This is a genomic window from Kitasatospora sp. NE20-6 (assembly GCF_045862635.1).
In genome coordinates this window covers 1-14272 of the sequence record NZ_BPRL01000040.1, presented here as the reverse complement: position 1 = coordinate 14272, position 14272 = coordinate 1, and the positions used below count along the sequence as shown (strand labels likewise).

Sequence of the window (14272 nt, the reverse complement as noted above, 5' to 3'; positions counted from 1 at the left end):
TCTACCGTTGTTCGAAAGGCAGCCGGGTGACCGAGGCGGCCGGGTCGGCGTGGAGGTGGCGATGAGGGTCGTGTTCGTGCACGGGGCGTGCGTGCGGGACGGGTCGTGGTGGTGGCACCGCACCGCCGAACTGCTGCAGGTGGAAGGGGTGTCGAGCGTGGCCCCGGCGCTGCCGAGCTGCGGCGAGGCCGGTCTGCCCGCAGGTGCCGGCGGTCCGGGGCTTCCCGAGGACGTCGAGGCGGTGCGGCAGGTGCTGCTGGACGGTGACGAGCCGACCGTCGTGGTGGCGCACAGCTACGGTGGCATCGTCACCGCGGAAGCCGCCGCGGGTGTCGGGTCGGTTCGTCATCTGCTGCTGGTCTCCAGCTACCTGCCCGAGGTCGGGCAGAGCCTGTCGGAGTTCGGGGACGGCAGCCCTGCCCCGTTCCTCGACGTCGACCCCGACGCCGGTACCTTCGGGGTCCGCCCCGAGCTGCTCGCGGACACCTTCCTGCAGGACTGCGACCCCGAGGTCCGGGCCCGGGCGGCAGGTCACCTCGCCCGGCAGAGCGTGCAGGTGACCGGGCAGCCGGTCATGGCGGCCGCATGGCAGCAGGTGCCTTCGACCTACCTCGTCTGCGCCCGGGACCGCGGCACCCCGCCACCGCTGCAGCGCGAGTACGCCCGCCGGGCCGGCAGCGTCGTCGAACTCGACACCGGCCACCACCCGTTCCTGTCCCGGCCCGCAGCCGTCCGGGACCTGCTGCTGGGCCTGTGACGGCGACGGGAGCATGCACGGAATCGCGGCCGGAACCGATCTCCTCCGGCGGCCGTGCCGTCGGGCCGTGTGCACGTCCGTGCCGGGGCCGCTCGACCGTCCACGACGCGGAGCGGCAGCGGGCGGCGCGGTGGATCAGGGCCTGGAGCAGCCCTTCCGGCCCTTCCGGCCCCAGGGCGTCTCACGTTTCGTCGCCGGAGACCGAAGCCACGGGACGGGCGGGCCCGGTCCGTCATGGACCGGGCCCGCCCGTGTGGTTCAGGTGTTCGTCCGGCGGCCGGCCCGTTTGGCGGGGGCCGTCTTCCTGCCGGTGCCCGGGGTGGTGTTCCTGGCTGCGGTGGCGGTCTTCTTCGCGGGGGCCGTCGTCTTCTTCGCCGCCGCCGCGGGCTTCCTGGCGGTGGTCTTCCCGGCGGGGGCCGGCGATCCCGCTGCGGTGGTGCGCTTCGCAGCGGTCCGCTTGGTGGCGCCGGTGGTGCTCTTCCCCGGGGTGAGCGAGCCCTTGGGGGCCTTGGCGACCGAGGGTCCGTCCTTGGGCAGTTTCTTCGTGCCGGAGACCAGGTCCTTGAAGCCCTGGCCGGGCCGGAAGCGCGGCACGGTGGTCTTCTTGACCCTCACCCGCTCGCCGGTCTGCGGGTTGCGGGCGTAGCGGCCGGCGCGCGGGACCTTCTCCAGCGTGCCGAACCCGGTGACCTGCACCCGCTCCCCGGCCACGACCGCGCGGACCATCACGTCGAGGACCGCGTCGACGGCGTCCTCGGCAGCAGCGCGGCTGCCCAGCTGTCCGGCCACCGCCTCGACGAGTTGCCCCTTGTTCACAACGACTCCCAGGCGAATAGAGGTGTTTGTTCGGTTTCGTCCCCAACATAGGGGCCCTCCGGGGATCCCGCCCGCCGACGCCCGCCGATGCCGGCCGATGCCCGCCGATGCCGGCCGATGCCGGCCGATGCCGGCCGGTACGGACAGCGCGCGGCCGTCCGGCCGTTCAGTGCAGGCCGTTCAGTGCAGGTCGAACCGGTCGAGGTTCATCACCTTGTCCCACGCGGCCACGAAGTCGCGCACGAACTTCTCGTCCGCGTCCCCGGAGGCGTAGACCTCCGCGACGGCGCGGAGCTGGGAGTGCGACCCGAAGACGAGGTCGACGGCGGTGGCCGTCCACTTCACCTCGCCCGTCGCGCGGTCCCGTCCTTCGAACACGTTCGCGCTCGACTCCGAGGCCTTCCACTCCGTGCCCATGCCGAGCACATGGACGAAGAAGTCCGTGGTCAGCGCCTCCGGGCGCCGGGTGAGGACGCCGTGCGGGGAGCCCCGGAAGCCGGCGTTCAGTGCCCGCATGCCCCCGACCAGCACCGTCATCTCGGGCGCGGTCAGCGTCAGCAGGTTCGCCCGGTCGAGCAGCAGGGTCTCCGGTGACAGCTTCTCGTCGGCCCGCAGGTAGTTGCGGAAGCCGTCCGCCCGCGGTTCGAGCACGGCGAACGACTCCACGTCGGTCTGCTCCTGCGAGGCGTCCGTGCGCCCCGGTGCGAACGGGACCGTGACGACGTGCCCGGCGTTCCGCGCGGCCCGCTCGACCGCCGCGCAGCCCCCCAGGACGATCAGGTCGGCGAGCGAGATCTTCCTGCCGCCGCTCTGCGCGCCGTTGAAGTCGCGCTGGACCTCCTCCAGCCGCCGCACCGTCTCGGCCACCTCCGGCAGGTCGTTGACCTCCCAGTCCTTCTGCGGAGCCAGCCGGATCCGCGCTCCGTTGGCGCCGCCGCGCTTGTCGGTGCCGCGGAAGCTCGCGGCCGCCGCCCACGCGGTGGTGACCAGTTGCGGGATGCCCGGGCCGGAGTCGAGGATCCGCTCCTTGAGGGCGGCGACGTCCTCGTCCGTGACCAGTGCGTGATCGACTTCCGGGACCGGGTCCTGCCACAGCTGCGGTGCGGCGACCCACGGCCCGAGGTAACGGGAGACCGGGCCCATGTCGCGGTGCAGCAGCTTGTACCAGGCCTTGGCGAACGCCTCGGCGAGCTGGTCCGGATTCTCGTGGAAGCGCCTGCAGATCGGTCCGTAGACCGGGTCCTCCCGCAGCGCGAGGTCGGTCGTCAGCATCATCGGGGCGTGCCGCTTCGACGGGTCGTGCGCGTCCGGCACGGTGCCCTGTGCCGCGGGGTCGGAGGGCTTCCACTGCTGGGCCCCGGCGGGGCTGGTGGTCAGCTCCCAGTCGTACCGGAACAGGTTGTCCAGGTAGCCGTTGTCCCACTTCGTCGGCTCGTCGGTCCAGGCGCCTTCGAGCCCGCTGGTGAGCGTGTCGGCACCCCTGCCGCTGCCGTACGTGTTGTGCCAGCCCAGGCCCTGCTGTTCGAGGGGAGCGGCTTCGGGTTCCGGGCCGAGGTACGCCGGATCGACGGCGCCGTGGCACTTGCCGAAGGTGTGGCCGCCGATGATGAGTGCGACGGTCTCCTCGTCGTTCATGGCCATCCGCCCGAAGGTGTCCCGGACGTCGTGGGCCGCTGCCAGCGGGTCCGGATTGCCGTTGGGGCCCTCCGGATTGACGTAGATCAGCCCCATCTGCACGGCGCCGAACGGATGGGCGAGCTCACGGTCGCCGCTGTAGCGCTCGTCGCCGAGCCAGGTGTCCTCGGAGCCCCAGAAGATCTCCTCGGGCTCCCAGACGTCCTCGCGCCCGAAGCCGAAGCCGAACGTCCTGAAGCCCATGGACTCCATGGCGCAGTTGCCCGCGAACACGAGGAGGTCGGCCCAGGAGATCTTCCGGCCGTACTTCTGCTTGACCGGCCACAGCAGCCGCCGCGCCTTGTCCAGGCTGGCGTTGTCGGGCCAGCTGTTGAGCGGCGCGAAGCGCTGGGCGCCGCTGCCGCCGCCGCCCCGGCCGTCCGCGGTGCGGTACGTGCCGGCGGCGTGCCAGCTCATCCGGATGAACAGCGGTCCGTAGTGGCCGTAGTCGGCGGGCCACCAGTCCTGCGAGTCCGTCATCAGCCCGATGACGTCGCGCTTCAGCGCGTCGACGTCGAGGGCGGCGAACTCGGCCGGGTAGTCGAAGTCCTCGTCCATCGGGCTGGAACGGGGCGAGTGCTGGTGCAGCACCTGGAGGTCCAGCTGGGCGGGCCACCAGTCCCGGTTCGTCCTGGGGCGGGTCGACGTGGGGGTGGGGGAGGGGATCGCCGGGTTCTCGCTCTCACTGCCGGACATGTCCGCCCTTCTTCCTTGCTCGTTTCGTACCCTTTCGTCCGTATCGTTCCGCACGGCGGACCGGCACGGCCGGAAGAACACGCAGAACGGGTCCTCCCGGAGGTCGAGGACGTCGCCGCCCTTGCCGGGACCGGTCCCGTGGAGGCAGCGGAGGGCCCATTTCGTTCATATCCTTGAACATTGCTCGAAATTATGAACCGTTCGAGCCATGGGTGTGAGGCCATCTTCCTGCCTGATGCGCACAGGGCAGTAAGATTTTCGGCTAGAGCATTAGATCGCGGGAGTATCTTCTCCCTGGGCGCGGTCAGGCCGCGTCGCGGCGCAGCCCAAGATGCGCCGGCTCGGATTTCATATGTGACAAGAACCTTGTTGGCCCGTCAGAAGCGGCCCTATCCTCGCGGACAGAAATCGCCTTCCCCGTTCGCGAGCCTCGTCCGGTCGGTACGCCGTCATGGCATCGACCGCGACTTCCGCATGGGCTGATGCCAGTGCAGGGCTTCCCGCAGGTCGTCGACCCGCTACGGAACGAAGGGTGTACGCGTCGTGCCGACGACGCGGTCCACCCTCCGCCGCCGTTGCCGTGGTGACGGCCGCGGCGACCGGCGGCCCCGCGGGGCCGGGCCTCGGCGGACACGCCGACCCGGTCGCGTCGGAGAAGGCGCTCGCAACGGGGTCCACGAGGACCCCGCCCGGCGACAGTCGGCAATCCCGACGACAGGCCGGCAGTCCCGACGGTCCGTCGGCACGACCGTCGTACGTGCGCAGCACCAGCACCCAGAGTCCGAAAACGAATCGGGAGACGGACATGAGACGATCAGTCGCCCTGCGACTCCACGCGACACTCGCCACGACGGCCCTGGCGGCCGCGACCGGTGTGATCGTGCTGATGCCCTCGGCATCGGCAGCAGTGACCGGCAGCGCCACCGGCTACGCGTCCCAGAACGGTGGGACCACCGGCGGTGCGGGCGGGCAGACCGTACGTGCCACCACGGGGACCGCGATCCACGCGGCCCTCTGCGGCCGGGCCAGCGCCAGCACCCCGATCACCATCGAGGTCGAGGGCACCATCAACCACGGCAACACCGCCAAGGTGTCGGGTTCCAGCTGCAACACCGCCGCGGGCGTCATCGAGCTCAAGCAGATCAGCAACGTCACGATCGTCGGCGTCGGCAGCGGAGCCGTCTTCGACCAACTGGGCATCCACATCCGCGAGTCCAGCAACATCATCATCCAGAACGTGACCGTCAAGAACGTCAAGAAGTCGGGCTCGCCCACGTCCAACGGTGGTGACGCCATCGGCATGGAGAGTGACGTCCGCAACGTCTGGGTCGACCACGCCACCCTTGAGGCGTCGGGCGGGGAGTCGGAAGGGTTCGACGGCCTCTTCGACATGAAGGACAACACCCAGTACGTGACGCTGTCCTACAGCACCCTGCGCAACTCCGGCCGCGGTGGCCTCATCGGGTCCAGCGAGACCGAACTCTCGAACGGCTTCGTCACCTTCCACCACAACCTGTACGAGAACATCGACTCCCGCACGCCCCTGCTGCGGGGCGGCACGGCCCACATCTACAACAACTACTACGTGAAGCTCAACGAGTCCGGGATCAACTCCCGGGCCGGGGCCCACGCCAGGGTGGACAACAACTACTTCAAGGACTCCAAGGACGTCCTGGGCACCTTCTACACCAGCGCAGCCGGTTACTGGCAGGTCGCCGGCAACATCTTCGACAACGTGACCTGGTCCAGCCCCGGCACCGAGAACAATCCGGCCGGGCCCGACGTGAAGTCCAACACCACGGTCAGCATCCCCTACTCCTTCAGCCTCGATGCGGCCGGCTGCGTGCCGGACGTCGTGAGCCAGACGGCAGGGGCCAACAAGGGGCTGAAGGTGTCGAACGGCACCTGCACGCCGCAGACGCCGTCGCCGAGCCCGACCACCTCCACCCCCACGCCCACCCCCACCCCCACGCCCACCCCCACGACCGGCCCGACCCAGCCCGGCGGAACGAACCTCAGCATCGGCGCCGGTGCCGACGGCTCCAGCAAGGCCAGCGGGACGAGCTACGGCAACGTCAAGGACGGCAACCTGAGCACCTTCTGGTCGCCGGCCGGCTCCACCGGTTCCATCTCGGTCAAGTGGCCCTCCGCCACCGCCGTGGCCGTCGTCAACATCCGGGAGGCAGCAGGCTCCGCGGGCATCATCGGATCCTGGAGGGTCCTCAACGGTGACACCGGCGCCGTCCTGGCGTCCGGCAGCGGTGCGGGCGTCATCGCGGTCCCCCGTACCTCGCTGAGCAAGATCACCTTTGAGATCACCGGCTCGACCGGAACGCCGAAGGTCGCCGAGTTCGAGACCTACGCGGGGTAGCGGCACGGGCTCCCCGGCCCGGGATCTGCACCGGACGCCGGGAGGCCCGACCGCATCGGCCGGCATCGCCTCCGGCGGTCGGCTCTCCGGCAGCCGACTTTCCGGCGGCCGACGGAGAGCCGGCCGCCGAAGGGCCGACGGGCGGTGCGGCGGAACGGTCGGGACCTCTCCCCTCACCCGCAGCCGACTCACCCGTGGCCGGGCGGCCGGGCGCGGCCGCCCGGCCCGGCGGTGTCGTGGTCAGGCCTCCGTGTAGCGGGCGTGGTCGATGTGCCAGACGTAGGAGCAGGCGATGGACTCCAGGGCCCGGGCATGCTGCGCGAGCGGAGCCGGTCCGCCGGCCGCGAGTGCGCCGATTCCGCGCCGGGCCGTTGCGGCGTGCGCTTCCCCCAGCCGGGAGGCCGCTGCGTAGGCGGTGGGGACGTCGCAGTTCTGCTCCCTCCTGATCAACGCGACGAGGTTCAGCGAGTCCGGGACGCCCCGGGCGGACTCCCTCGCGTAGGAGCCGAGGTCGTTCAGCACGCCGGCGAGGTCGGCGACGGCCGACTCCGGTTGCCGCACCGCCGGGGAGTTCCGCGCCTCTTCCGGCAGTTCGTACCCCAGGACGACTTCGGCAACGGCGACGAGGGTCCGTGCGAACACGGTGTGGGGGCGGATCGCCCGGTAGTCGTGCAGCGTGACGTGACCGGGGTCGGCCAGGTGGTGCGCCTCCCAGAGGATGCCGAACAGGACGTCCCTGAGGCAGCCGGTGACCCGCAGGTACTGGGCGGTCGTGGCCCGGGCGCGCAGCCTCACGAGGAGGTCCTGGAGCGCCGTGTCGAAGGGGTCGGCGTCGGCGGGTGGCTCGCCGTCGGCCAGGAGGTGGACGCAGCGCTGGATCCGGCGCACCAGCCGGACCGGGCTGCCTGCCGCCGTCGCCTCGCCGAAGGTGTCGTCGAACGCGGTGAGCCACAGGAAGAGGTCCGCGCACAGGAAGAGGCCGTCCGGCCCGGCGGTGGGAAAGGTCCGGGCCACCCCGTGCGCCACGATGTCGCGGAGCATGCGCTGCGCCCCGGGCGGGCCGAGGAGCGGGAACCGGTGGAGCCACTGCCCCAGGTGCTCCTCGGTGAGGTCCGCGTGCCGGCCGGTCGGGAAGGGGCCGGGGAAGGTGCCGGAGAGGTCGGGCATGGGCAGGGCGGCGGTGCCCGGCCGGTCGGTGGTGGTCACGCCGCCTCCCGCACCGCTGCACGCCCTCTGGCCTCGGCGGTCATGTGGAGGGAGGAGGGGTGGACGGTGATGGCGGGTACCGGCCGGACGGTGGTGCCGGGGACGGGCCGCAGCGTCCAGCGGGAGGCGACGAGGGCGGTCAGGACCGTCGCCTCGGCCCAGGTGAACCCGTCGCCGATGCACATGCGCTTTCCGGCGCCGAACGGGATGTACGCCCCTCTGGGCGGCTGGGGCCGCTCGGGGAGCCAGCGGTCCGGGTCGAACCGCAGCGGGTCGCGGTACAGCTCCGGGTCGCGGTGGATCGCGTACGGGCTCCAGATCAGGTCGGCCCCGGCGGGCAGGTGCGCGGTGCCGAGCCGGACCGGGACGTTCGTCTCGCGGGTCACGACCCAGGCGGGGTTGTGCAGGCGCAGCGTCTCGGTGACCAGCCTGCGGGTGTGACCGAGCAGGGGGAGCCGGTCGGCGGTGAGCGGGCCGTCCGCCAGGACGGTGTCGACCTCCTGGTGCAGCCGTTCCTCCTGGTCGGGGTGGCGGCTCAGCTCGTGGAAGAGCCAGGCCATGGTCACCGCGGTGGTCTCGGAGCCGGCGGCCAGCAGGGCGGTGATCTCGGACAGGATCTCGTCGTCGTCGAGGGGCAGGCCGTCCTCGTCGCGGGCGTCGAGGAGCAGGGAGACGAGGTCGTCGGGGGCTTCGGGGTCCGCCCGGTGGGCGGCGACGATGTCGCTGACGGTCCGGCGCAGTACCGTGTTCGCGGTCCGGAGCTTGCGGTTGCCGGGGAGGGGCAGCCGTTCCCAGGCGGAGACGGGCACGACGGCACGCCGGATGGCGGCCTGGAAGACGGTGTCGACGCCGTTCATGACGGCCTGCGCCGGATCGCGGTCGGGGTTGGTGGAGAACAGCACCGACATGACGACGCCCTGGGCCATGAGCTGCATCTCGTTCAGCACGTCGAGCCGTGCCCCGTGTCCCCAGGAGCGGAGTGCGCCCTCCGCGGTGGTGATCATCGTGTCGATGTAGGAGTTGATGCGTTCGCGGTGGAAGGCCGGCTGCATCAGGCGGCGGCGTTGCAGGTGCTGCTGTCCTTCGGCGATCGGCAGCGGTGATCCGCCGAACAGGCGGAGCTTGTCGAAGAGCCGGCCCTTGTTGAAGTTCGCGGACTGGGCGGTGAGGATCTCCCAGACGAGCTCCGGCGAGTTGACGACGAACACCGGCCGCGGGCCGACCCTGATCTGCACCACGTCGCCGTGGTCGCGCAGTTGCTGCATGAACGCCAGCCGGTTTCGGAGCAGCGGCATCACGTGTCCGACGACGGGCAGGCGCCCCGGTGCGTGTGGCGGGAGCGTTGCGTCGGGGGTCACGGGAGGTACTCCGTCTCGGTGCGGGTGCGTAGCAGGTGGCGGGCGGCGACGACCTCGGCCTGGATCATCGCCTCCGGTGCGTAGAGGGTCTTGTCGTGCCAGAGGGCGGGGTGCCGGTGGCCGGGCGTGCGGGCCGTCGTGTGCAGGAAGGCCTCGGCGCGGTCCAGTGCACGGGTGTGCGCCGGCTGCCGCTCCGGCCCGGACGTGCGGAGCAGGATCTTCACGGCGTAGGCGGTCTCCTCGGCGGTGCCGCCCCAGACGCCCCAGGACCCGTCCGGGTGCGCGGTGTCCAGCACCCACGCGGTGGCCGCCCGGACCGCCCGGCGCGCTCGGGGACCGGGAAGGGCGGACAGTGCGGTGACGCACCGTTCGGTGGCGTAGTAGGGGGAGGCGTGCCACTTGTCGGTCCAGTGGCCCTGCGGCTGCTGGTGCTCGACGAGCCAGTCGGCCACCCGGTGCACGACGGGCCGGTGCGTCTCCGCCGCCTCTGGGTGGTGGCGGAGGTAGGCGTGCAGGGCCTGGAGGGCGTGCGCGTTGGCGCTGAGGGATCCGGTGTCCTCGCCGATGTAGCAGTCGTAGTGGCGGCCGTTGTCGAACATGGCGAGCGGAGCGGGGTCGCGGGGCCGGTCGACCAGGGCCGCGACGAGTACGGCCATGGCGGTGTCGTCGGCGTCCACCATCAGCCCGGGCGTGCCCCGGACGCCCTCGGGGTCGTAGAGGCGGTCGACCCACTTCCGCAGGGTGGGCAGGCCGGCGGACGGCAGGCCGGCCCGGGCCAGCGCGGCGGCGACCCAGAGCCGCTCGAAGACCGTGATCGGTGCCGCTTCCGGGAAGAGGCCGCCGTAGCGGTGGGCCACGGCGGTGAGTTCGTCGACCGCACGCTGCCGCTGCGGGGAGCGGGGTGCGGCGGCGGCCCACGCCGCGGTGGCGGCCGGGGAACTGCCGAGCAGCCCGTCCGCCGCGGGCAGCAGCGTCTCGGGGAGGTGTCCGGCGACGCCTTCGAAGGTGTGGTGGAGCTTGAGCGGGACTCCGCCGGCCGCCAGGCACTTGCGTGCGACTGCTCCGGGTGCCGCGGCGTGGTAACCGCCGGGGACGACGGGACGCGGGCCGCGGTGCCAGGGCCCGAGGTGCGGGAGGTCGGCGGTCCGGGGTCGGTCGAGGCGCTCGTTGACGGCGGCGACCAGGCTCGGGACGAGGATCTCGGCGGCTGCGGTGTCCGGCCACGGCCCGGCCGACGGCAGGCCGCCGAGCGCGGCGAGCCCTCTGGCCGCCGCCGCGGCGAGACGGTGCGTCGCGCCGCCGGTCACGGGCTCCCGCTGCAGCACCGCGAGTACGGCCTCGACGGCGCTCAGCGTCGGCAGGAGCCGGTAGGGCGCAGGCCCGTCGCCCCAGCTGCCGTCGTCGGCCTGTCCGTCGAGCAGGTGGTCGACCCGGGTCCGTCCGCCGGGCAGCCACGGCGCCGTGGACAGCACGCGGGCGGTCTCGTACAGGGACGGGCGGACGCTGCCCCAGGGGTCGGCGTCGACCGCGCCGATCAGCTCCGTCGCTTCGTCGGTGCGGGCGTCGTCCACCGGAGGGTGCTCGGCGAGCGCCGTCGCCAGGGACGTGCCGGCCTCGCCGGGCCGGTACTCGTTCATGCGTGCCTCGCAGTTGCAAATCCGGCGATGTCCCGCAGCGCCGCGACGGCGGCGGCCGGGAAGGGGGCGCGGCCGAGGGCCGTCAGGGCTTCGTCCCGCCGGGACCGGATCATCTCCTCCACGGCCTGCCGGGCTCCGGTGGCCTCCAGGACGGACCGGACCACGGCGGCGTCCCGCTCGTCGAGGTTGCGTCTGCCGAACCGTGCGCGCAGCGACCGCATCTCGCGGCGGGAGGCCCGCTGGGCCGCGAGGGCGACGAGCACGGTGGCCTTGCCCGCGCGCAGGTCGTCGAGCACCGACTTCCCCGTCTCCCGGGGATCGCCGAAGACCCCCAGGAGGTCGTCGCGGAGCTGGAAGGCCTCACCGAGCGGCAGGGCGAACGCACTCAGGGCCGCGTGGATCCCCGGGGCGGCACCGGCCAGTGCCGCGCCGATGTGGAGCGGCCGCTCGACGGTGTACTTCGCGGTCTTGTACCGGATGACCCGGACGGCGGTCTCGACGTCGTCGGACAGCCGGCCGGTGGTCTGCAGGTCGAGGTACTGGCCGTAGAGCACCTCGCTGCGCATCTCGTCGAGGAGCGGCAGGACCTGCTCGGGGCTCCGGGCCGTCAGGCTCGCTCCGTGCAGGAGTTCGTCGGACCAGATCAGCGCGAGGTCCCCGAGGAGCACGGCGGCGCCCAGGCCGTGTTCCTCCGCCCGGCGGGCCGGGCCGCCGCCGGCGGTGTAGGCGGAGGCCAGTGCGCGGTGGGCGGAGGGCCGGCCCCGGCGGGTGTCGCTGGCGTCCATCACGTCGTCGTGGATGAGGGCGAACGCCTGGAAGAGTTCGAGGCCGGCCGCTGCCCGGACCGCCGACGCGTGGTCGCCCTTGCCGCCGCCCGCGTACCAGCCGCACACGCACAGCAGGGGGCGCAGGCGCTTTCCTCCCGCCAGGAAGGTGCGGAGCTGGGCTATGAGGGGTGGTAGTTCGGGCCCGGGTGCGGACTGTTCCTTGGCGTCCAGGAACGCGGCCAGTGTCGCGTCGACATCCCGCCGCACGGCCGGGAGGTCCAGTGCGGCGGGATGGGGCGCGACGTCGGCCGCTGACGGCCCGAGTCTCTTATGGTCAAGAACGGCCAATGCATGTTCCTCTGGCGAACGAATGTGGTCAAGGACGCACATCCCCAGCTGTTTCAGCTGTCACGCCTGGTGTCGATGTGGCGGAGAACACCCCGTCGACATGCTTCGATCCGCGGTGGCGGTGCTATGGCCGGATGGTGCCGGTACTTCTGTCGCCCCGTCACACCGGCCCGCGGGCCGAGGCGGGCCCGGTCGGCCCGGTCGGCTCGGACGATCCGGAGGGCCGCTGCCGGGGAGGGTTCCCCTGGCGCCGGTGCGCGGGCTGGAGCGGGGTGAAAGCGGCGGGCAGTGCCGTCAGGCTCCGGTAGATCGGGCCACCGTGGTAGGCCAGTTCCGTCGCGGGCACGGTGAGCCTGATGTCGGGGAGGTAGGAGGTGAGCCGTTCGATCGCCGCGGTGGCGACGAGGACGGCGGTGGAGCGGGCCGGGCAGGCGTGAGGGCCGGCGGCGAAGGCGAGGTGGGCCTTGTTGCCGGACCGGTGGTCCTCGTTCGGCGGGTTGCTGTGCGGGCAGGAGTTCGCGGCCGCGTAGGAGACCATCACGGGTGAGCCGGCCCGAATGACCGTGCCGTGGAAGTCGACCTCGTGCCGGGGGAAGTGGAGGCTGTAGTTCGCCAGCGGGGAGTCGTTCCACAGCGCCTCGTCGATCGCGTGCTGGATCGGCAGGCTCCCGCTGGTGAGGGTGCCGAAGTAGCGGTCGTCCGAGAGCATGCGGGCGAGGGTGCTGGCGATGAGGTTGGCCAGCGGTTCGTTGCCTGCACCGAGGACGATGATGACCTGCTGGAGGACGTCCTCCGGGCTCAGCCCGTTCGGGTGGTCGATGAACCACGAGGTCAGGTCGTGTCCGCGCTGCCGGGCCTTGGTGGCGTACAGGCTGGTGAGGTACTCGTTCAGCGACTGTGCGCCCTCGGCCGCCTGCCCGGGATCGGAGCTCACCATGCCGGTGAACGCCTTCAGGAGCCGGGGGGCGTACTCGTCGGGCATGCCGAACAGCGCGTTGAAGACCATCAGGGGGATCTGCTGCGCGTACTGGGCGACCAGGTCGGCCTCGCCGTCCTCCGCGAACCGCTGGAGGAGCGTGTCGGCGTAACGGAAGGTCAGGTTGCGTACGTCGTGGGGGTCGAGAAGGCTGAAGCTGTCCGTGATGACGCTGCGCAGGTGGGCGTGCTGGGCGCCGTCGGCGAAGAACAGGCTGGGCCGCCACTGCACGTGCGGCATGAGGGGGCTGTCCGGCGGGACCTGGTCCATCCACGGACGGGTGTCCTTGGACCAGGTGTGCGTGTCGTGGAGGAGGTCGATGGCGGCGCGGTAGTCGGTGACCACGTGGACGACGACACCGGGGGAGATCTCCGCGAGGCCGACCGGCCCCTGCAGGCGCAGCAGTTCGTAGCTGCGCCGGGGCTGCGCGTCGTGCTCGGGCCCGTGGAGGCGCACCGGGACGGCGGGTGTAGTGACGGTCACGACGGTTCGTCTCCGGCTCGGGCTATCAGGTGGGCGGTCAGGGCGATGAGCGCGTCCAGGGTGGAGTTCTTGTCCCGGGCGTCGCAGGTGACCAGTGGGGTGTGCTCGTCCAGGTCGAGCTTGGAGCGCAGGGTGTCGAGGGTGTAGTCGGGCGAGGTCGGGAAGGTGTTCACGGCGACCGCGTAGTCCAGGCCGCGTTCCTCGATGAGGTCCATGACCTCGAACGACTGGTCCAGGCGGCGGGTGTCGGCCAGGACGAGGGCGCCGATGGCGCCGTCGGCGATGTCCTCCCACAGCGGCAGGAAGCGGCGCTGCCCGGGGGTGCCGTACAGGTACAGGACCACCTTGGCCTGCTGCACGGTCAGGCGGCCGAAGTCGATGGCGACCGTGGTGGTCGTCTTGCCGCGCAGGCCGTCGAGGGTGAGGTCGTCCGCCGACGCGGCGGCGTCGGTCATCACCTCGTCGGTGTGCAGCGTCGGGATCTCGGACAGGGTCCTGATCGCGGTGGTCTTCCCGATGCCGAGGGGGCCTGCGACCAGGATCTTCAGCCGCTGGTGGTCGTCCTCGGGCAGATACACAGGAGTCGGGCTAGTGCTGCCTGAGCGCGCGGAGTCCACTCAGCACCTCTTCCAGGAGTTCTTTGGACGGACGATCGGCATGTGCGTCGGGACGTAAGGCTTCCGGGGCCGGCACGCGCACCTGCAGGTGGCCGCCGTCCAGGAGTTGGGAGACCAGGACCTTGCACACGCCGGTCTGCAGCCGGAGGTAGGCGGCCGTCTCGCTGACGGTCAGCGCGCCTCCCGTGAGCAGCGTGATGATCCGCTGCTGCACGGGGGTGTGGTGGGGGGCGGGCGGAAGACCCGTGGCGACCACGGCCATGAGCGACTGGAGGGTGTTGCGGGTCGGGGTGCCGACGCCGCGGGTCGCCAGGTAGCTGGGGATCATCCGCCGCCGCAGCGGCCCGCGGCTCATGACGCCCCCTGTGTGCGGGCGGGGACGGACATGAGTTGCTCGCCGAGCTTCTTGGCCTGGCGGGCCATGATGTGCGCGACCGTACCCATGGGCATGTCGAGGCCTCCGGCGACGGCGATGAAGGTGTTGGTGCGGGCTCCGGCCGGCATGATCATGTACGTGCCGTGGGCGTTCTGCACGGTGATGGTCATGATGGGGGTTCCGTCCGCGG

At 71.8% G+C, this 14272-nt stretch carries 12 protein-coding genes; 2 read left to right on the top strand and 10 right to left on the bottom strand.

Annotation, left to right across the window (positions count from 1 at the left end; genetic code table 11):
• Window positions 1-61 precede the first annotated feature (61 nt).
• Window positions 62-757, top strand: coding sequence for an alpha/beta hydrolase (locus SNE206_RS25420; protein WP_407915812.1), 696 nt, complete (start codon window positions 62-64; stop codon window positions 755-757).
• 258 nt (window positions 758-1015) lie between these two features.
• On the opposite strand, the gene SNE206_RS25415 is transcribed toward SNE206_RS25420, so the two are convergent.
• Window positions 1016-1573 carry an HU family DNA-binding protein gene (locus SNE206_RS25415; protein ID WP_407915811.1) on the bottom strand — a complete coding sequence of 186 codons (558 nt, stop codon included), beginning with the start codon at window positions 1571-1573 and terminating at the stop codon, window positions 1016-1018.
• Between the two features lie 180 nt (window positions 1574-1753).
• On the bottom strand, window positions 1754-3943 hold the full coding sequence (katG, locus tag SNE206_RS25410) for a catalase/peroxidase HPI (protein WP_407915810.1): 2190 nt from the start codon (window positions 3941-3943) through the stop codon (window positions 1754-1756).
• A gap of 805 nt (window positions 3944-4748) precedes the next feature.
• Here katG and SNE206_RS25405 point away from each other — a divergent pair.
• Window positions 4749-6314, top strand: coding sequence for a polysaccharide lyase family 1 protein (locus SNE206_RS25405; RefSeq protein WP_407915809.1), 1566 nt, complete (start codon window positions 4749-4751; stop codon window positions 6312-6314).
• Window positions 6315-6554: 240 nt separating this feature from the next.
• On the opposite strand, the gene SNE206_RS25400 is transcribed toward SNE206_RS25405, so the two are convergent.
• From SNE206_RS25400 to SNE206_RS25365, 8 genes are all read right to left on the bottom strand, one after another.
• The gene (locus SNE206_RS25400; protein WP_407915808.1) at window positions 6555-7520 is read right to left on the bottom strand and encodes a terpene synthase family protein; all 966 of its coding nucleotides are present in this window, start codon (window positions 7518-7520) and stop codon (window positions 6555-6557) included.
• Window positions 7517-8878 (bottom strand): cytochrome P450, encoded by a 1362-nt coding sequence (locus SNE206_RS25395; protein WP_407915807.1) that lies wholly within the window; start codon window positions 8876-8878, stop codon window positions 7517-7519. The genes SNE206_RS25400 and SNE206_RS25395 overlap by 4 nt, the downstream gene beginning before the upstream one ends.
• Window positions 8875-10515, bottom strand: coding sequence for a prenyltransferase/squalene oxidase repeat-containing protein (locus tag SNE206_RS25390; protein WP_407915806.1), 1641 nt, complete (start codon window positions 10513-10515; stop codon window positions 8875-8877). The genes SNE206_RS25395 and SNE206_RS25390 overlap by 4 nt, the downstream gene beginning before the upstream one ends.
• Window positions 10512-11549 (bottom strand): polyprenyl synthetase family protein, encoded by a 1038-nt coding sequence (locus SNE206_RS25385; RefSeq protein WP_407915805.1) that lies wholly within the window; start codon window positions 11547-11549, stop codon window positions 10512-10514. The genes SNE206_RS25390 and SNE206_RS25385 overlap by 4 nt, the downstream gene beginning before the upstream one ends.
• A 241-nt stretch (window positions 11550-11790) precedes the next feature.
• Window positions 11791-13089 (bottom strand): cytochrome P450, encoded by a 1299-nt coding sequence (locus tag SNE206_RS25380; RefSeq protein WP_407915804.1) that lies wholly within the window; start codon window positions 13087-13089, stop codon window positions 11791-11793.
• Window positions 13086-13667: a GTP-binding protein gene (locus tag SNE206_RS25375; protein WP_407915803.1), complete on the bottom strand. Its 582-nt coding sequence runs from the start codon at window positions 13665-13667 to the stop codon at window positions 13086-13088. The genes SNE206_RS25380 and SNE206_RS25375 overlap by 4 nt, the downstream gene beginning before the upstream one ends.
• 10 nt (window positions 13668-13677) lie before the next feature.
• Window positions 13678-14061: a DUF742 domain-containing protein gene (locus SNE206_RS25370; RefSeq protein ID WP_407915802.1), complete on the bottom strand. Its 384-nt coding sequence runs from the start codon at window positions 14059-14061 to the stop codon at window positions 13678-13680.
• Window positions 14058-14272, bottom strand: a 215-nt coding sequence (locus tag SNE206_RS25365; RefSeq protein WP_407915801.1) for a hypothetical protein, incomplete at its 5' end; no start/stop codon positions are given. The genes SNE206_RS25365 and SNE206_RS25370, both read right to left, overlap by 4 nt.

Bases quoted from the DNA above. Each gene is read 5' to 3' on its own strand.
- SNE206_RS25405 (WP_407915809.1), top strand. From the start codon at position 4,749: ATGAGACGATCAGTCGCCCTGCGACTCCACGCGACACTCGCCACGACG.
- katG (WP_407915810.1), bottom strand. From the start codon at position 3,943: ATGTCCGGCAGTGAGAGCGAGAACCCGGCGATCCCCTCCCCCACCCCC.
- SNE206_RS25390 (WP_407915806.1), bottom strand. From the start codon at position 10,515: ATGAACGAGTACCGGCCCGGCGAGGCCGGCACGTCCCTGGCGACGGCG.
- SNE206_RS25370 (WP_407915802.1), bottom strand. From the start codon at position 14,061: ATGAGCCGCGGGCCGCTGCGGCGGCGGATGATCCCCAGCTACCTGGCG.
- SNE206_RS25420 (WP_407915812.1), top strand. From the start codon at position 62: ATGAGGGTCGTGTTCGTGCACGGGGCGTGCGTGCGGGACGGGTCGTGG.